General features: G+C 66.9%; 19 protein-coding genes. 1 reads left to right on the forward strand and 18 read right to left on the reverse strand.

The annotated features are described in order from the left end of the window. Positions 1–8: 8 nt before the first annotated feature. The 10 genes from M1105_RS08935 to M1105_RS08980 form a co-directional block, all read right to left on the reverse strand. Entirely contained in the window at positions 9–614 is a 606-nt protein-coding gene (locus M1105_RS08935) for a tetratricopeptide repeat protein (RefSeq protein WP_249580001.1), read from the reverse strand. Beyond that, positions 611–1,612, reverse strand: a complete 1,002-nt coding sequence (locus M1105_RS08940; RefSeq protein WP_249580002.1) for a type II secretion system F family protein — start codon at positions 1,610–1,612, stop codon at positions 611–613. Before M1105_RS08940 ends, M1105_RS08935 begins: the two co-directional genes overlap by 4 nt. A gap of 3 nt (positions 1,613–1,615) precedes the next feature. Further along, positions 1,616–2,578: a type II secretion system F family protein gene (locus tag M1105_RS08945; RefSeq protein ID WP_249580003.1), complete on the reverse strand. Its 963-nt coding sequence runs from the start codon at positions 2,576–2,578 to the stop codon at positions 1,616–1,618. Positions 2,579–2,602: 24 nt separating this feature from the next. Further along, on the reverse strand, positions 2,603–4,072 hold the full coding sequence (locus M1105_RS08950) for a CpaF family protein (RefSeq protein ID WP_249580004.1): 1,470 nt from the start codon (positions 4,070–4,072) through the stop codon (positions 2,603–2,605). Between the two features lie 29 nt (positions 4,073–4,101). Continuing rightward, positions 4,102–5,340: an AAA family ATPase gene (locus tag M1105_RS08955; protein WP_249580005.1), complete on the reverse strand. Its 1,239-nt coding sequence runs from the start codon at positions 5,338–5,340 to the stop codon at positions 4,102–4,104. Between the two features lie 435 nt (positions 5,341–5,775). Then, positions 5,776–6,414: an OmpA family protein gene (locus M1105_RS08960; RefSeq protein ID WP_249580006.1), complete on the reverse strand. Its 639-nt coding sequence runs from the start codon at positions 6,412–6,414 to the stop codon at positions 5,776–5,778. A gap of 5 nt (positions 6,415–6,419) precedes the next feature. Beyond that, on the reverse strand, positions 6,420–7,868 hold the full coding sequence (locus M1105_RS08965) for a type II and III secretion system protein family protein (RefSeq protein ID WP_249580007.1): 1,449 nt from the start codon (positions 7,866–7,868) through the stop codon (positions 6,420–6,422). Between the two features lie 136 nt (positions 7,869–8,004). Then, positions 8,005–8,820 carry a Flp pilus assembly protein CpaB gene (gene cpaB / locus M1105_RS08970; RefSeq protein WP_249580008.1) on the reverse strand — a complete coding sequence of 272 codons (816 nt, stop codon included), beginning with the start codon at positions 8,818–8,820 and terminating at the stop codon, positions 8,005–8,007. A gap of 291 nt (positions 8,821–9,111) precedes the next feature. Then, the gene (locus M1105_RS08975; RefSeq protein ID WP_249580009.1) at positions 9,112–9,315 is read right to left on the reverse strand and encodes a Flp family type IVb pilin; all 204 of its coding nucleotides are present in this window, start codon (positions 9,313–9,315) and stop codon (positions 9,112–9,114) included. 133 nt (positions 9,316–9,448) lie between these two features. Next, positions 9,449–9,661, reverse strand: coding sequence for a Flp family type IVb pilin (locus tag M1105_RS08980; protein WP_249580010.1), 213 nt, complete (start codon positions 9,659–9,661; stop codon positions 9,449–9,451). A 395-nt stretch (positions 9,662–10,056) separates the two neighbouring features. Between M1105_RS08980 and M1105_RS08985 the strand changes: the two genes are divergently transcribed. Then, positions 10,057–10,755 (forward strand): lytic transglycosylase domain-containing protein, encoded by a 699-nt coding sequence (locus M1105_RS08985; RefSeq protein WP_249580011.1) that lies wholly within the window; start codon positions 10,057–10,059, stop codon positions 10,753–10,755. Between the two features lie 54 nt (positions 10,756–10,809). Here the strand turns inward: M1105_RS08985 and M1105_RS08990 are convergent, their stop codons facing one another. From M1105_RS08990 to M1105_RS09025, 8 genes are all read right to left on the reverse strand, one after another. After that, complete coding sequence (locus M1105_RS08990) at positions 10,810–11,439, reverse strand: CoA transferase subunit B (RefSeq protein ID WP_249580012.1); 630 nt, start codon at positions 11,437–11,439, stop codon at positions 10,810–10,812. Between the two features lies 1 nt (position 11,440). Further along, entirely contained in the window at positions 11,441–12,169 is a 729-nt protein-coding gene (locus M1105_RS08995) for a CoA transferase subunit A (protein ID WP_249580013.1), read from the reverse strand. A 99-nt stretch (positions 12,170–12,268) separates the two neighbouring features. Beyond that, entirely contained in the window at positions 12,269–13,012 is a 744-nt protein-coding gene (locus M1105_RS09000; protein ID WP_249580014.1) for an alpha/beta fold hydrolase, read from the reverse strand. Further along, complete coding sequence (gene rimO, locus M1105_RS09005) at positions 13,009–14,394, reverse strand: 30S ribosomal protein S12 methylthiotransferase RimO (RefSeq protein ID WP_249580015.1); 1,386 nt, start codon at positions 14,392–14,394, stop codon at positions 13,009–13,011. Before rimO ends, M1105_RS09000 begins: the two co-directional genes overlap by 4 nt. A 117-nt stretch (positions 14,395–14,511) precedes the next feature. Beyond that, positions 14,512–15,489, reverse strand: a complete 978-nt coding sequence (locus M1105_RS09010) for an MBL fold metallo-hydrolase (RefSeq protein WP_249580016.1) — start codon at positions 15,487–15,489, stop codon at positions 14,512–14,514. Positions 15,490–15,717: 228 nt separating this feature from the next. After that, positions 15,718–17,244, reverse strand: a complete 1,527-nt coding sequence (locus tag M1105_RS09015) for a pilus assembly protein TadG-related protein (RefSeq protein ID WP_249580017.1) — start codon at positions 17,242–17,244, stop codon at positions 15,718–15,720. Between the two features lie 15 nt (positions 17,245–17,259). Continuing rightward, on the reverse strand, positions 17,260–17,700 hold the full coding sequence (locus tag M1105_RS09020) for a TadE/TadG family type IV pilus assembly protein (RefSeq protein WP_249580018.1): 441 nt from the start codon (positions 17,698–17,700) through the stop codon (positions 17,260–17,262). Then, on the reverse strand, positions 17,697–18,044 hold the full coding sequence (locus M1105_RS09025; protein ID WP_249580019.1) for a TadE/TadG family type IV pilus assembly protein: 348 nt from the start codon (positions 18,042–18,044) through the stop codon (positions 17,697–17,699). The genes M1105_RS09020 and M1105_RS09025 overlap by 4 nt, the downstream gene beginning before the upstream one ends. Positions 18,045–18,147: the final 103 nt, after the last annotated feature.

Raw genomic sequence — 18,147 nt, forward strand, 5'->3', positions numbered from 1 at the left:
CTCCTCCATCAGCCCGGTGTTCCGGTGCCTGTTATGCCCGCGGCGTCGTCCAGTTCGAGCAGGCGGTATTCGCTTGCCCCCACCCGCTGGAGCCTGTGGCTGATCGCGGGGTCCGGCTGATCCTGCTCGCTGGCGAGCGCGATCGCCGTCTCGGCCTTCGCCAGGTTCAGGGCAGCCACCTCGCTCGCCCCGCTCGACAGGAGGAACGCGGTCTGGAACGACTGCCTCGCGGCATGATACTCGCCAAGATCATAGAGCACCACGCCCAGATTGTTGTGCACGGTGATGTCTTCAGGCGCGAGATCGCGGGCTTGCTCGAGATGCGCCCGTGCACGCGCGAGCTGTCCCTGCTGTGCGGCCGCGATGCCGAGGCCGGTCAGCGTCTGGGCTTTCATCCCTTCGAGGGCGATCGAGCGGTTGAAGGCGCGCTCGGCCTGCGAGGGCTCGCGCGTCGCGAGGAGTTGCACGCCAAGGAGGTACCAGCTCTGGCCCTGTTCCCGCGTGAGGGTCGTGGGCGACTCGAGTTCCGCCAGCGGACCCTTCGTCTCGCAGCCGCCGAGCAGGGCAATGGATGCGGCGAAAGCAGCGGATCGCGCCGTCGCGCGCAGGATCATGGGCCGGCGCCGGACATCTGCGCGAAGGACCGGAGGATCATGATGAACGACGGGCCGACAAGGATCAGCACCAGCGGCGGCACAGTGAAGACCATGGTGCCGAGCGTCAGCTTGGTCGGCAGGACGTTCGCCTTTTCCTCGGCGCGCATCAGGCGCTTGTCGCGCATCTCCGAAGCATAGACGCGCAAGGCATCCGCGACCGAGGTGCCGAAGGCGATCGACTGGATCATGACCGTCACGAACGACTTGACGTCGTTCACGGCCGTGCGCTCGCCGAAATCGCGCAGCACGGCGACCCGGTCCTTGCCGACACGGAACTCCTGCGTGACGATCTGCATCTCGCTGGCAAGGGGGCCCGCGCTGTTCTGCATCTCCTTGCCGACGCGGGCCATCGCCTGGTCGAGCGACTGCCCTCCCTCGATGCAGACGAGGATCATGTCCATCGCATCGGGGAAGGCGCGCTCGATCTCCTGGCGGCGATGCTCGATCTTGCGCTTGATCCAGAAGGTCGGGAACAGGAAGCCGGCGAGGCCCAGGAGGCTGCTGAAGATCAGGGCGACGCCCATCTTCGGCTCTTCGGGGATCAGGAAGGTGATCACGACGCCGAACAGCAGCAGGCCGAGCCCGAGGCCGATCCGCAGGAGAACATAGACGCGGACGGCCGACGCGCCCTCGTACCCCGCACGCTTGAGCTTGGTGCGGAGCTCGTCCATCTCCTTCTTCTCGGTGGGCTCGAGGTAGCTCTTCAGCCCGCCCAGGGTTCCGTCGTCGCGGTCGCTGCGCAGCTTGACCAGCTCGCCCTTGAGCCGATCGTCCTTGAAGTTGAAGCGCTCGAGCGGGTCCTTCTTCTTGCGAAGGACGAGCGGAATCGCGACCAGCAGCAGCAGGATCGACATCGCGGCGAGCGCGTAGAACGGCCCCGCTGGCCCGTAGTTCTCCACGAGCGCCGCAACCACGCGGTCGAAGAAGCCTCTGAGGAACTCGAGCAGCCCAGCCATGTCTCAGACCTTGATGTTGACCATGAGGCGCATGAAAATGATGTTCAGGAACAAAAGGATGAACGTGAGGATAGCGCCCGGCATGAACAGCGGGTGATCTGACACGTTGTCATAGTAGTCAGGCTTCACCACCTGCACCATCAGCAGCGCGAAGATCGGGAAGAAGGACAGGAACCATCCCGACCAGCGGGCCTCGGCGGTGATTGCCCGGACCTTGCGGAACAGCTTGAAGCGCGCCCGGATCACCCGGCTCAGGCCGTCCAGCACTTCCGCGAGGTTGCCGCCCGAGGTGGACTGGATGTTCACGGCGATGGCGAAGAAGCGCAGATCCGGCACCGGCACCCGCGCGGCGAGCCGGTCGAGCGCGTCGTTGATGTTCATGCCGTAGGTCGCCTCGTCCGCGATGAGCCCGAACTCGGAGCCCAGCGGGTCGGGCATCTCGCGCGCCACGATGGCAATCGCCGCGGTGATCGGGTGGCCGACGCGCAGCGAGCGGACCATCAGGTCGATCGCGTCGGGGAACTGCTCCTCTAGCAGCGAGATCCGGGCCTTGGCCTTGTTGCGCAGCCAGATGAAGAGCGCGCCATAGCTGATGATGATGGCGACCAGGATCCGGATCGGCAGCGAGGCGGACGTGAAGCCCGTGAGCATCGCGAAGGCGACGATCATCAGGAAGATCAGCGTCCCGACGATCCAGAGCGGCGTGATCGCGATGTTCGCAAAGCGCGCCTGTTCCATCATCGAGCCGATGATGGGGATGCGCATGTCGTATTTCTTGCCGTCGCGTTCCGCGCGCAGGATCGAGAGGACCTCCTCGGTGTCCTTTCCTTCCTGGAGCAGCGCGAGGCGGCGGTTGATCTTCTTCTCGCGGCGCAGCGTCTTGCCGAAGACGATGAGATAGACGCCCTCCACCATGAGGAGGACGCCCACGAAGATCAGCGCGTAGACGATCGGCTGGAAGAGCATTCTTCTGCGGCTCCCGCTGCTGCGTCAGATATCGGGGCGGAACAGGCTTGCAGGCAACTCGTAGCCCCACTGCTTGAACCGCTCGGAGAACTTGCTGCGAATGCCGGTCGCCATGTAGCGGCCGCGGATCGCGCCGCCCTGGTCCGTGCCGAGACGCTCGAACTTGAAGATCTCCTGCATGGTGATGATGTCGCCCTCCATGCCGACGATCTCCGAGATCGAGGCCATGCGGCGCTTGCCGTCCGACATGCGGCTGACCTGCACGATGAGCTGGATTGCGCTGGCGATATTGGTGCGCACCGCCTTCAGCGGCAGCTCGATACCCGACATGCCGATCATGTTCTCGATGCGGCCCATGGCGTCGCGCGGGCTGTTCGCGTGGATGGTGGTCATCGAGCCGTCGTGGCCGGTGTTCATGGCCTGAAGCATGTCGATCACCTCCTCGCCGCGGACCTCGCCGACGATGATGCGGTCCGGACGCATACGCAGGGCGTTGCGCACGAGGTCGCGGATGGTGACGGCGCCGTGCCCCTCGATGTTCGGCGGGCGCGATTCCATGCGGCCGACATGGTCCTGCTGGAGCTGAAGCTCGGCCGTGTCCTCGATGGTGACGATGCGCTCGTCATTGGCGATGAAGCTCGACAGCGCGTTGAGCGTGGTCGTCTTGCCCGAGCCCGTGCCGCCCGAGATCAGCACGTTGAGGCGTGTGCGCACGCAGGCGTGCAGGAACAGCGCCATCTCCTCGGAGAAGGCGCTGTTCTCGATCAGCTTGTCGACCGTGTAGGGAATCTTCGAGAACTTGCGGATCGAGAGCAGCGGGCCGTCGACCGCGCAGGGCGGCACCAGCGCGTTGACGCGGCTGCCATCTGCTAGACGTGCGTCCACCCAAGGGTTCGATTCGTCCACCCGCCGGCCGACCGCCGAGACGATCTTGGTGATGACGCGCATCAGGTGCGCATTGTCCTTGAACTGGACGGCAACGCGCTCGAGCTTGCCGCTGCGCTCTACATAGCACTGCTCGTAGGTGTTGATCAGGATGTCGGTGATCGTCGGGTCCGCGAGCAGCGGCTCGAGCGGGCCGAGGCCCATCACCTCGTCCATCAGCTCGCGCGTGAGCTGCTCGAACTCCGGCCGGCTGAGGACCAGGTCGCTGTCGACGAGCGCCTCGCGTACGATCTCGCCGACCTCGTAGCGCAACTCGCTCTCGCTGACCTTGTCGAGCGCCGAGAGGTTGAGGGTGTCTAGCAGCTTGCGATGCAGCTCGTCCTTGAAGTTCAGCAGACGACGGCGGCGCTTCTGGTCCGCGTCGTTCGTCGGCAGCTTGGCGCGCGCCGCGTCGACGCCGATCTGGCGCAGACGCTCTGACGTCTCGGTCGGACGCGGCACCGAGCCGTTCGTCTCGGCGCGGGGTGGGGTTTCCCGAACGGCGTCGGCGCTCAAACCGCCGCCCGCGACGGTGGTGTCCTTCTGATCGGTCCTCGAACGACGAAACATTCACACGCTCCCGTGCTGTGCGGCCGCACTCATGTCGCTTCGGCCGTTGCCTCGGTGTTTACAAGGGTGATCGCGCGCTGTGCGACCTTGGCGATCTCACGGCGCAGCGGGTTGTTCCTCGCGACCTCCGCGAGGGGTGCCCCCTGATCGCAGCAGCTTACCACCTGCTTGCCGCCATCGGGAAGAAGATGCGCGAACTCGATCCCGAGGCTTTCGGCCACCCGCTTTACGCGGGTCTTGCCGGAAAGATCGGTGAGCCCCGGCGCCCGGTTCAGAACGAATTGCAGCTTGCCAAGTGGCAGGTCCTCGGCCTTGAGCGAGCGCACGAAGCGAAACATATTCTGCGCCGAGCGCATGTCCGTCTCCATCAGCGCATAGAAGACGTCGGCAGCCGTATAGACCGACTCGGACCATCCCATCAGGGCCTGGGGCATGTCGATCACGACATAGTCGAAGGCATCCCGGGCCAGGGTGAGGATGTTCTGCACGTCCGACGGCGACACGATGTCGAGCGGCAGCGCATCGCGCGGCGCCGTGAGGACATGCAGGCGGTCGCGATAGGACGAGAGCGCCTGCAGAAGGGCCGTCTGGTCGAGGCTCCCGGCCTCTGACACCAGCTCGTAGACCGCTTCGCGGCGCGGCACGTCGAGGAAGGTGGCGATCGAGCCGTACTGGAAATTGAAGTCGAAGAGCGCGACCCGGCGCCCCTCCGAGCGCACGATGCTCGCAATCTCCCAGGCGAGGTTCACGGCGAAGGTGCTCGCGCCGACGCCGCCCGCCACGCCGTAGACGCCGATGATCTTGCCGCTGCGATGCGATTTCGTCTTCGCCGGGCCCAGAATCCCCCCGCCCTGCGTCCGCGCGACACGCAGGCGGTTGATCGCCTCCTGCAACGCGCCGGGAGGGTCGGGATAGGGCGCGAACTCGACGGCGCCCGCGCGCATCACGTTGTGCATCGTCCGCGGCGAGACGTCGCCGATGACCAGGAGGACCAGAAGCTCCGCGTTGTTCGCCTTGCGAATCAGTTCCGCGCAGGCCTCCACCTCGGTTGTCTCGTCGGAACCGAGCGTCAGGATGACGAAGGTCTGCTCCTTCTTGATCTCCTCGAAGACCTCGTCGGCCTCGGCATTCGTGACTTCGACCCAACGTTCGGCGCCGATCTCTCCGTCAAGATCCTCGGCGAGAGCATCCATTGCGGCAAAATTGTCCGAGAACACCATCGCCTCGGGCGTCATCTCCGACTCTTTGCGCATGAAGGAAAGCGCCATCACTCTTCACCCTGCTTTTACGCGACGGAACCCGGGCTCCGCGGGACTGCGCTTGCCCGCATTCGCTGCCCCGGTCCTGCCCCGTCCTGCTGCCGCCTCACCCACTTGACCGACCGCTGCCCGGCTGGATGGCCCGTACGATACCTCCGACAGCCAAGCTTCCGCTGCCCTGGTACGCCGTACATGGGTCCTCGGGAATGCCGTCTCCTCGGAACTGTTGCCCGAAATCCGGACCACATGGGGCCCACGTCCCCGCACGCTGAACATCATGCTCACCACTCCGGACGCCCCGCCCGTCCGCACGCGCAAACAACAGATCTCATTGCTCAACGATACTTAAACATAAAGGCGTTGTCGTGGCGACAACGCGGTCTGCGGCATCGAAACAAGGCGATGTGCGCGCGCGTCGTGGCGCGCGCACATCAGGCCCGACGATCAGTTGCTTTCGACGTCGGTGCTTTCGGTCTCCGTCGTGACGTTTCCGCCGGCTTGGTAGCGGTCGTAGACGCGCTGTGCGTATTCTCCGTCGAGTCCCGTGCCGACGAAGCTGAAGTCAAAGCCCACGACCTCGGTGACCGAGCGGCGGTTGCGGCGCTCGCGCTCCGCGGTCTCGATAACGGGCTCCCGCTCGCCGCGCGACTCGACAACATCGATCCGCTTGCGGGCGACGCCCTTCGAGACGAGGTAGTTCGCCGCCGCCTGGGCGCGCCGCTTTCCAAGCCGGTTGTTGTAGCCCTCGCCGCCAACGAGATCGGTGTGACCGATCACGGCGATGCGGACCGACCGGTTCGCCTTCAGCCAGGCGACCTGCTGGTCGAGGGCGCTGCGCGCGGTCTGATCGAGGCCGGACTGATCGAACTCGAAGGTCACCGTGTCGGGTGCCGCGGCCTTGAAGGCCGCGTTGAGCGCCCGAAGCCGCTCGACCGGGTCGCCATAGGCGATCTGGACGCGCTCGTTATGCGCGGCCGCGAGGCCATAGACACCCTGGTTGGGCGAGTCGCCGGCGATCTGGTTGGCACAGCCGGCCACGCCGAACGCGGCGACGACGAGAAGGGATGTCGAGATTCTCTGCATCGTCCTCACTCCACCACGTAGCCGAATGCGCCATCGAGACCCTGCGAGACACCCCCGCCGGCAAACTCGTTCGAGGGCCGCCCCATCAGGAACAGGTCGAACTCGTTCGGCAGGGCAACGCGGTCCATCGGCATCTGCAGCTGCTCGATGCTGTCCACCGGGACCACGAGGTTCGCCGTGACGATGATCACGAGCTCGCTCTCGCCCCGCTGGAAGTCGGTCGAGCGGAACATAGTGCCCAGGACCGGCACGTCACCGAGCCAGGGGATCTGGTTGATGTTGTCGGCGAAGTCCTCTTGGAAAAGGCCCGCGATCGCGAAGCTCTGTCCGTCACGCAACTCGACCATCGTCGTTGCCCGCCGGACGGTGAACCCGGGGACAGTGACGGGCTCGCCCCCGATATTGCCAACGAACGCGGAGTTCGTCGGATCGACGGCCGACACCTCGGCCGACACCGAGATGTTGATCAGGTCGTCATCGAGCACAGTCGGGATGAAGTTGAGCCCCACGCCGACCGGCTTGAACTCGACGCTCGAGTCGCCGTCGTCGTCGATGACCGGAATCGCGACCTCGCCGCCGGCAAGGAAGCTTGCCTGCGCGCCCGAGAGCGCGACGAGGTTGGGCTCGGCCAGCAGCCGCGCGAAGCCCTTGTCCTCGAGCGCCGTGATCGTGATGTCGAGCAGGAAGCTGTCGGCAATCGCGAAGATCGCGCCGAAGGTTCCGAAGCCCGTTGCCGCCAGCGCAGCAGGCCCGACGACGCCGGTGCCGAGGCCCTCCTGCGGCGAAACGACGGCATTGCCCCGCGGATTGACGAGTGCACCCGTCCGTCCGGTCGAGCCGCGCGCCCCGACATTGATGCCAAGCTCCTTCGAAGCCGCGCGGCTCATCTCGGCGATCCGCACCTTCAGCGAGACCTGCTGGGTGCCGCCCACCGACATCATGTTGGTGACCTCGGCGCCCGTGTAGGCCCGCGCCAGGCTCATTGCCCGGTCGATCTTGGCCTTGCCCGAGACCACGCCAGAAAGCACGATCCCGCTCGCCGCCGAGCGCACCTCGATCGGCTCGCGCGGCATGACGGCGCGCAGCCGCTCCTTCAGCTCGGCCAGATCCGGCATGACGCTGATCGTGACATTCGCGATCAGCGCGCCGTTCTCGCCCAGAAGCGTGAGCGTCGTGACGCCACGCGAGCGTCCGAGCACGTAGATCGCCCGGTCGGAAAGCGGCGAGACGTCCGCGATCTCGGGCTGTGCGACCGAGACCTCGACGAATGGCTGAGACGTCTCGACGACCACGGCGCGATTGACCAGCACCGAGACATTGTCCGATGCCAGCCCCCGCGCGATGCGCAGCACCGACGGCCCCTCGGCCGAGGCGACCCCCGGCAAGCCCATTGCAAAGACGCAAAGGCAGACCGCGAGGCCCGCCGGAAGATATCTGTTAAGTCGACCCCACATAGCGTTCATCGCCCCCAACGTGCGCTGTGACACCATATTCGTGTGCGAAGATTAAACACGCGAATGGCGCCTTGCTCAACCATTTATGTCGTGAAGCTACAGTCACCCGAAAAGATCGTGGCAGAAGTGCAAGCAATCACTCGATACGCGTTGTCTCGACCGCGATACCCTTGCGCACGCGGATGTCGGTCCCCGTATCCACCGGCGCCGGCGCCTGTTCCCGGCCGATCAGGTCGTCGAGGCTGACGGGCTGCGACGATCCGGGCTCCTCGGCCACCCCCTCCTCGTTGAAGCCGCGGAGGGTCAGGGAAAGGCGCCCGACCTGCTGCGCGAGCGCAAGGATCTGCGCCTGGCGCGAGTCAACCTCGACGGTCGCAGTGCGCCCCAGGCGTGGCGACGCGCTTTCCTTGCTCGACCGCTGGTCGACCGCGATCACGAGGATGTCCTGGAGGATCACGCGCGACGCAAGCTGCTCGCCGCGGCTTTCGGTCAGGATGATGTCGACCCGATCGCCGGGCGCAAGGAAGCCCGCGACGCCGGACACCGCGTCGATGGGCAGTGAGTAGGCGCGCTTGCCCTCGCCGAGGCGCATCGCCATCCCCATCTCCTGGCCGAAACCTGTGACCTTGGCCTGCAGAACGGGTTCGCCCGGCTCCATGGCGCGCAGGACATAGCGCTTCTCGCGCCCCGCGGCGTCGACCAGCGACTCGACCTTGTCGAACGTGCCCGCGGGAACGGACGCCTTCGGCCAGTCGACCACCTTCAGTGCGCCGGCCTCGAGTTCGGCCCCATAGGCGAGCGCCGACTTCGCGACCACGACCTTTACCATCGCCGGCCCTTGGGGCGCACGGTTGCGGGCCTCGATCTGGGCGAAGTACTGCTTGGAATAGAAGAGGGCCCCGCCCGCGAGAGCGACGCCGAGCACGAGGACGAGGATTCCTATCAGGCGCATCGGCTCAGCTCTCACTCCTCATGCCACTGCCCTCGAGACATGCCCTCGCCGAAGCATCCGGTCCCAGAGCGTCCACCGTCTCAGCCTGCCCCGGGGCGCGGCTCCGCGCAAGCATGGCCGGAATCTTTCGGCGGAAGAACCGGCTGGCCGTGACACTTACGCCGCGGAACCCTTGGACGGCGCCACCGGCAACCGGTGTCTCGCGCCTTCGATGCGGTATGTCGCACCGGATCAGAACGAATGCCGTGGTCTGAAGCAGGCGCCCGATCCCCGGGGCGCCCCGCAGGGATCTCACTCGCTCTGAGCGATCGCCTGGGACAGAAGGTTGTCCGTCGCAGTCGTAATCGACGAACCGATGGCCACCGCCACCCCTTCGACAGGATCCGAAAGCACGGCGATGACGCCAAGTGCGAGTATGATCACCCCCGCCGCGAGGGCCACCCATTCGATCGTGATGGCGCCACTCTCGTCCTGGAGAAATTCGCTGAAACGCATGGCACTCTCCGCTCTCAGAGAACCCGACGCGAGAGAGTTGTCGGCTCTCCCGAAATGCGTTCCCCACCTCGGCGGGGAACGCGGTATCCAATCCGTCCGCGCCCGCGGCGCGACCGCGGCGCCTCGCCCGTTATCAGCCGCCGGTCGACTGGCTGAGCGCCTGGCTCAGAAGGTTGTCGGTCGAGGTCTCGATCGTCGAGGCGATGTTCCCTGCCACGGTCACCAGGGCATCGTCGAGCACCGCGATGACGCCAAGCGCCAGGATGATCACGCCAGCAGCAAGCGCAACCCACTCGATGGTGATCGCGCCGTCTTCGTCCTTCAGGAACTTCACGAACTTCGTCATGTCTCTCTCCTACGGTTTACAATCCGGCCGGCAGTCGGGCCCTCGCCACACCCACCAGCCACCGGACGCCCTCGCGATACTCGCACCATCACCCCACCGGCAGCGCCCTTGGAAATACGAATACCACCACGGCCGGAGACTCTCAAAGAACTTTTAAAGAAATCCTTTGAAGATCTTGGTTCCCTTGCTTATCTTGATTGCAAGGGGATGAAATAATGGCAACGGCGCCACAATTCACGGCTGGGGGATGCCAATTGCGGCGGAAATGTGGCAAAGCAGTTCTCTCGATGATTCTCGCAATTGGCGGGATCATCCTGCCGCACGGAATCAGTTGGGATGGTTCTGCCGCTGCCGGCACGCTGCCGAACAGTGTCCGCGTGGGCGACCGATCGAAGATGGCCATCATCGGACTGCCGAAACCGGGCGAGCGCCGCATCGTGCTGCGCCCCCCGCCCGCCGCCGCGCCGCGCGAGCGCGGGGAGCCGTCGCGCGCCACCCGTCCTTCCGATCTCGCCTGGTTCTGGGGGCGGCACAGCACAGCCGCGGCGGCGGCGGGGCCGGAGCGTTGGTCGGACGCGCTCGGTAGCCTGCGCGAGCGGCGCGACGGCGGCGGCGGGATCGTCTCGTCGCGCGTGCTGCGCGATGTGGTGACCCGCCATGGCGCGGCGATCTCGGCGGCGGCCGAGCGGTCGGGCATCTCGGGCGCGCTGATCGCCGCGGTGATCGCCGTCGAATCCGCGGGCCGCGACCGCGCGGTCAGCCACAAGGGCGCCCAGGGCCTGATGCAGCTGATCCCCGCAACCGCGCGCCGCTTCGGCGTCACCGACAGTTTCGACCCCGCCCAGAACATCGGTGGCGGGGCGGCCTATCTGCGCTGGCTGCTGGACCGCTTCGGCGACGACATCCTGCTCGCGCTGGCGGGCTACAACGCGGGTGAGGGCGCCGTCGACAAGCACGGCGGCGTGCCGCCCTACAGCGAGACGCGCGATTACGTGGTGAAGGTGCTCGATGCCCTCGCCGCGGCCGAGGGGATGTGCCCGCTCGAGCTATCGGGCCCGCGCCAACCCTGCGCCTTCGTGCTGGCACAGCAGTAGGACACGAACGGGCGCCCCTTGGGGCGCCCGCCTGCATCCGGCCTCGCGGCGGTGTCAGCCGACGAGCGTGGCCTCGGTCAGCTTGCGCACCTCGTCCATCGTCACGCCCTCGGCCAGCTCGACCGTCTTAAGCCCGCCATCGACCACGTCGAAGACGCCCAGGTTGGTGATGATCCGGTCGACCACGCCCTTGCCCGTCAGCGGCAGGGTGCATTCCTTGAGGAGCTTGGACTCGCCCTTCTTGTTCGCGTGATCCATGACGACGATCACGCGCTTGACGCCCGCGACGAGGTCCATCGCGCCGCCCATGCCCTTCACGAGCTTGCCGGGGATCATCCAGTTGGCGAGGTCGCCCTTCTCGGACACCTCCATCGCGCCCAGGATCGCCATGGCGATCTTGCCGCCCCGAATCATGCCGAAGCTCTGCGCGCTGTCGAAATAGGCGGTGCGGGCAAGCTCGGTCACCGTCTGCTTGCCGGCGTTGATGAGGTCGGCGTCGACCTCGTTCTCGGTCGGGAACGGGCCGATGCCCAGCATCCCGTTCTCCGACTGCAGCGTCACGTCCACCCCCTCGGGGATGTAGTTGGCCACCAGCGTCGGGATGCCGATGCCGAGATTGACATACATCCCGTCCTCGAGCTCGCGCGCCGCGCGGGCGGCCATCTGGTTGCGATCCCAGGGCATGTCAGACCTCCTCGCCAGTCGCCGACGACCCGGTTGCCGTGGGCCGCGTGGTGCGTTGTTCGATGCGCTTCTCGTGATCGCCCCGGATCAGGCGGTGCACGTAGATGCCGGGCAGGTGAATGCAGTCGGGGTCGAGGCTGCCGCGGGGCACGATCTCCTCGACCTCGGCGACGCAGACGCGCCCGCAGGTCGCCGCCGGCGGGTTGAAGTTGCGCGCCGTCTTGCGGAACACGAGGTTGCCGGTGTCGTCGGCTTTCCACGCCTTGACGATCGACAAGTCCGCCACGATCGCGCGTTCGAGGATATAGGTCTCCCCGTCGAACTCCTTGTGTTCCTTGCCCTCGGCCACCGCGGTGCCGACGCCCGTGCGGGTGTAGAAGCCCGGGATGCCGGCGCCGCCCGCGCGCATCCGCTCGGCCAGCGTGCCCTGCGGGTTGAACTCGATCTCCAGCTCGCCCGACAGATACTGCTGCATGAAGAGGTCGTTCTCGCCGACATAGGACGAGATCATCTTCCTCACCTGCTTGCCCTGCAGCAGCAGGCCCAGTCCGAAATCGTCCACGCCCGCGTTGTTCGACGCGATGGTGAGGTTCTTCACCCCCGATGCCTTGATCGCCGCGATCAGGTTCTCGGGGATGCCGCAGAGCCCGAAACCGCCCGCGGCGATCAGCATTCCGTCGCGCAGGAGGCCGTCAAGCGCCTCGGCCGCGCTCCCGTACACCTTCTTCATCCGATTGTCCCTCCAGACCTTGCCTGCGCGAGTGCCGCGCTCCCAGGCTCTTGCCGCGGCGCACCATAGAAAGTCGCGCTCCGGCCAGCAAGCGCGATGTCATGGCGCCGCCGCGACGCGCGCCAGCAGGTCGGCGATCCGCGCATTCACCGCGTCCGGGGCCTCGAGCGTCGCGATATGGCCGATGCCCGGCAGCTCGGTCAGCACTGCCGCGGCGCAGGCCTCGGCGATCGGCGGGTGCAAACGGGGCGGACAGATGCGGTCGGCCCCGCCCACGATCACCTCGACGGGCGCACCAAAGCCTGCGATCGGGCCAAGCATGTCGCGGCGCCGGTCGAGCGCCCGGGCCTGCGCGCGCACCACCTCGGGCGGCGTCTCGAGCGCCATCGCCCGGACAAGCGGGCCGAGCCGCGCCGCCACTTCGGCGTCATGGGCGAAGAAGCCGGGGACGAAGCGGTCGACATAGGCGGCGATGCCCTTGCGGCGCGCCTCAGCCAGCAGGCTTGCGCGCCAGTCCCGCTCCTTCGGCCGGGCGGGGGTCGGGTCGGTGTCCATCAGCACGGCGCCCGCGACCCGCTCCGGCGCGCGCGCCATCGCCTCCATCGCCACCATCCCGCCCATCGAGAGCCCGACGACGATGAAGCGCGCGGGCGCCGCGTCCAGCAGGCGGACGGCCATCGCGCCGATGTCGTCGTCCCGCGTGGTATCGGCGATCACGGTGGGGTGCTCGGACCCGAACCGCGCAAGCTGCGGCGCATAGAGCCACGCCCCGCAGAGATGGCCGGGCACCCAGACGATCGGGATGCCGCGGGGCTGCACCTCGCCGGGGCCGGGGGCGGTCACACCCGCCGCCCCCACAGGTCGTAGTCGTCAGCCTGCTCGACCTCGACCATGGCGATGTCGCCGGGAGCCAGCCCCTCGAAGCCCGCGTCGATATAGAGATTGCCGTCGATCTCGGGCGCGTCGGCCTGGGTCCGGCAGGTTGCCCCGTCCGAGTCCACCTCGTCGACGATGACCTGAAGCCGGCGGCCGATCTTGCCGGACAGCCGCTCGGCCGAGATGCGCTGGGCCACCTCCATGAACCGGTGCCAGCGCTCCTCCTTCACCTCGTCCGGCACGTGGTCGGGCAGGTCGTTCGCGGCGGCGCCGGCGACGTTCTCGTACTTGAAGCAGCCGACGCGATCGAGCTGCGCCGCCTCCAGCCAGTCGAGCAGGTGGCGGAAGTCGTCCTCGGTCTCGCCCGGGAAGCCGACGATGAAGGTCGAGCGCAGGGTGAGGTCGGGGCAGATCCCGCGCCAGCGCGCGATGCGCTCGAGGACCTTCGACTCGTTCGCCGGGCGTCGCATGGCGCGCAGGACCGAAGGCGCCGCGTGCTGGAACGGGATGTCGAGATAGGGCGTCACCAGCCCCTCGGCCATCAGCGGAATCAGTTCGTCGACATGGGGGTAAGGGTAGATGTAGTGGAGCCGGACCCAGGCGCCGAGGCTGCCCAGCCCCCGCGCGAGATCGGTGATGTGGGCCCGCCACTCGGCCCCCCGCCAGGGCGTCGCGGCGTGCCGGAGATCGACGCCATAGGCCGAGGTGTCCTGGCTGATGACCAGAAGCTCGCGCACGCCGGCCTCGACCAGCTTTTCCGCCTCGCGCAGCACCGCCGCCGCCGGGCGTGACACCAGCCGCCCGCGCATGCTGGGGATGATGCAGAAGCGACAGGCGTGGTTGCAGCCTTCGGAAATCTTCAGGTAGGCGTAATGGCGCGGCGTGAGCCGCACGCCCTGCGGCGGGATCAGGTCGACGAACGGGTCGGGCGCGGGCGGCACCGCGACATGCACGGCGTCGAGCACCTGCTCGTACTGGTGCGGGCCGGTGACGGCCAGCACCGACGGGTGCGCGCCACGGATATACGCCTCCTCCGCTCCGAGGCAGCCGGTGACGATCACGCGCCCGTTCTCGCTCAGCGCCTCGCCGATCGCCTCGAGGCTCTCGGCCTTGGCGCTGTCGAGGAAGCCGCAGGTGTTGACGATGACCGCGTCGGCGCCGGCGTAGTCGGGCGAGATCGCGTAGCCCTCGGCCCTCAGCCGCGTCAGGATGCGCTCGGAATCTACCAGCGCCTTGGGACAGCCCAGGCTCACCATGCCGATGCGCGGCTGGCCGGGCCGGGCAGGCGCATCGAGCGGCCAGACGCGCGGCGCGAGGTCGGGGCGGAGGTCGGGCGGGTTCTGGGTCATCCGCGCGCATCTAGCGCAAGCCGCATCCCGCGCCAAGCGACGATCGACGCGGCGCGCGCGGCAATGCCGCGCGTCCGGCGGGGCCGGGGCTCGATGCCCCGGCCCCGCCGTCCTTGCTCAGAGGTTCATCTGATACGCCGCCGCCACGTAGCGGAAGCCGTCGCCCATCGGCTCGACGAAGCCGACCGAGGGGGCCGGCATGTGGTAGCCGATGAAGGGAATCCGGTCGGAAGCGATCATGCCGAACACGCTCCGGCGCGCCGCGGCCGCCTTGTCCTTGTCCATATCGAAGCGGACATGCCAGTCGGGCCGCTGCAGCGACATGACATAGTGGTTGGCGACGTCGCCGGTGACCATCAGGCGCTTGCCCTCGCTCTCGAGGTGATAGCTCAGGTGGCCGGGCGTGTGGCCGAAGCTCTCGACCGCCTCGATGCCCGAGACGACGGCGTCGCCGCCCTTGATGAAGCGCGCCTTCTCCGCGTGCGGGACGACGTTGTTCTGAATGAGCTCGACCCGCGGCTTCATCTGCTCGTTGGCAAGATGCGACGGGTCGGTCCAGAAGTCGTACTCCGCCTGGCCGAAGACGTAGGACGCGTTCGGGAAGGCGGGCTTGCCCTCCTCCATCAGGCCGCCGATGTGGTCCGGGTGGAAATGCGTGATCGCGACGATGTCGACCGCCTCGGGCGCCACGCCGATCTCGGCGAGCACGGCCAGCAGGCGCCCGGCATTGGGCCGGCGCGCGGCGCCGTTGCCCGCGTCGATCAGGATCAGCTGCGAGCCGGTGTTCACCAGCGTGACGGTGAAGCCGATCTCCATCCGGTCCGACGGCAGGAAGTTCGCGGCGGCGAGTTCGGCCACGTCGGCGGCCTCGAGGTTCTGGCCGAAGATCGGGTGCGGCCCGTCGAGCTGGATCGCGCCATCATGGACTGCGGTGACCTCGAAGGCGCCGAGCCTGAAGCGGTAGAGCCCGGGGCGGTGCAGGCCCTGCATCGGCAGTGCGGCATGTGCCCCGGTCGCCGGCAGCGCGGCCGCGACCCCGAGGCCGGCGGCGCCGATCAGCAGGGCGCGGCGGTTGAAGACAGGCTGATACGTCATCCCTCTCCCTTTCTGCAGTTTCACGAGTCGATCCGGCGGACACGCCCGCTGGGCACGGGTGCGGGAACACCGCCGCAGCATGTCGAGAGTTGCGGCAAACATCCGCCGGGGAAAGCCCCGTTCAGCGCAAATTGAACGCCTGACAGGTCCGGATCGTCCCGCGGAACGGAAAACCGCCGCGCGGGGGATGCCCGCGCGGCGGTGGATTGCTGCAGCGAACGATCGGGCTCAGAGCACGAGGCGCACGCGCTGGATGTCATAGGGGATCGTCGTGTCGGCTGCCGGGCAGCTCGGGTCGAAGACTGCGCCCGCCGTGAAGCTGATGCCCTCCTTGGTGCGGATGTCGAGCGCCCCGGTCGTGCTGGGCCCCGCCGTGAAGTTCACGTTCTTCATGGCATAAATCCTCAGAGTCGAGAAATCGCCCTGCGCTGTGAAGTTCACGCCACCCAGCGAGAAGATGTTGAGGCCGCTCTCCCAGGTCGTGACGTCGTCTACGCAGCCCCCGTTGACGAAGGGCTGGCCGTTCAGCTTGACCGACACGTTGTCGGTCGATGCCGAGGCCGAGTTCCCCGGATCGACGATGCTGCCGCCCTTCGGGTTCGTGGACGCGATCGTCACCGCCTCGAAGTTGATGTTCGAGCCGACGAGCTCGCACGCTTCGCCCTCCGCGTTTGCCCCCGGCGAGGAACGGCCGGTGTAGATCGTCACGTTCTTCAGCCCGGTCACGGCCGGAAGTCCATTGTCGGTGGCATACTGCGCAGCAGCCGCAACCATCTGCCCCAGATCGACCGAAACGTTCGACGTGTTGCAGGCAATGTGGAAGTATTTCGCTCCCTTTGCCAGCGCCTGGCCCATCTGCTCCTCGGCGCTGTCCTTGCCGCCGCCGCCCTTCGCCTTGGTTAGGCTGAACTTCTGAGCGGCCGGGATCATATTATCGGCGAGTACCGCAATAACGTCGTCGCGGGTGTCGTAGACCATGTAGTCAATCAGGCCGATCAGCGCGGACTGCTCCGTTTCCGGAATCTCCAGCTGCCCGCGCTGCGAGCAGTTGGTGCATTCCATCACGCTCCAGCCATAGACGTCCGGATCGTCCTCGTCGCCCCAGCCGAAGACCACGCCATCGGCCGCGAGGTTGTTCATGTTCCCGTCGATGCCGTTCTTGCCGTAGACGCAGAGATCACCGCCGAACTCGTTGCCCGAGGTGAACTGCACGTCGTTGAGCGCGATCATCCAGTTGGACTTGCCGCTGCACATGCCGCCGCCCTGGGCGGCGATAGCCTCGACCGTGATGTTCCAGCTGTTGAAGTCGATGATCCGCAGCAGGCTGGTCGGCAGGGGAACCTTGGTGAGTTCCCCCTCGACGGTGGCGCGCTGCGCGATGACGCGCACGGCGTTCTTGTCGGGCATGGCGGTGTATGCCTGGCCCTTCCCGGGATTGTTCGGGTCGGGGATATAGGTGACGAGCGTCACGTCGTCGGGCAGCACGACCGTCCCGTTCCTTGCGACCGGCAGGTTGGTTTGCGCGTAGGAGATCGCCTCCGCGTCCACCTCGGCCTCGGTTCCGCCCCCGGCAAGCTTGATCGCCCCCGCATGGGCCGCCGCATCGGCCGTCGCCTGCAGCATCGCGCGCGTGCGGTAGGCGTTCGACACGTCCACCGCGAGGCCGGCGAAGCCGATGAACAGGATCGACCACATCAGCAGCCAGATCGTGACGGCTCCGTCCTGGTCGCGAAGGAAACTCCGGGTACTCAACATGACGGCCTCCTGCAGTTAGAAGGGCTCTTTGTGAAGACGAACATAAGTCGCCACGGTGGGATCATCGCTCAAGAAGGTCCCGAAGAAATTGAAGATGCTCATCGCCCGGACATCGGCGGTGACCAGCAGCCCCGGATCAAACGACCCCCCGTCGATCAGCTGTGCGGTGAAGGCGCCGCCGAGCCGCTGCTGAACGTCCGCGTTCAAGCTTGCAGTCACAGCGGTATAGGTCTCGGTGCCGATGATGCCGTACCGGCCGATCGAGATGTCGCGCGCGAGGTCGCGCGTCATGTCCCACATGGCGGTGTAGCGCCAGTAGAAGGTCGACGCGTCGATGATCACGAACAGCATCAGCATGAAGAACGGAATCCAGACGACCAGCTCGACGGTCGCCGTGCCGCGCTCCTCGGCGACGAAGCGCGCGGCGAGGCGCCGCAGTGTCACGACCGCGCTCATGGCTCGACCCGAAACACGACCTCGGCCGCGATATCGCCGCCGATCAGGTTCGAGAAGATCGAGAAGGTGGTCAGGAAGTCGGGGTTGCGCTCGACCCGGACGATGATCCCCTGGCCGTCGAGCGTGGGCGCGGTCTGAACGGTCGCTTCCGTGATGCCGAGACGATCCGTCAGGAACGCCTGCACCGCGGCATTGTCCGTCCCGTCCAGCGAGCCCGATGCGATCGTGCGCGCGACATCGCGCGCGATGTTCCACATCTCGCCATGCCGCCAGTAGAGCAGCGAGGCATCCACGGTCAGGAAGACGAGGAGCAGGAAGAACGGCATCCACAGAACGATCTCCATGGTCGCGCTTCCGCGCTCGTCGCGGACGAAACGCGAGATCGCCAATCCCCCCATGTCTCGGAAATGATCCAACTCACCCCTCATGCGCGACCGATCGACAACG

This window comes from Thermohalobaculum sediminis, from assembly GCF_023487995.1.
In the GTDB taxonomy this organism is placed as follows: Bacteria; Pseudomonadota; Alphaproteobacteria; order Rhodobacterales; family Rhodobacteraceae; genus Thermohalobaculum; species Thermohalobaculum sediminis.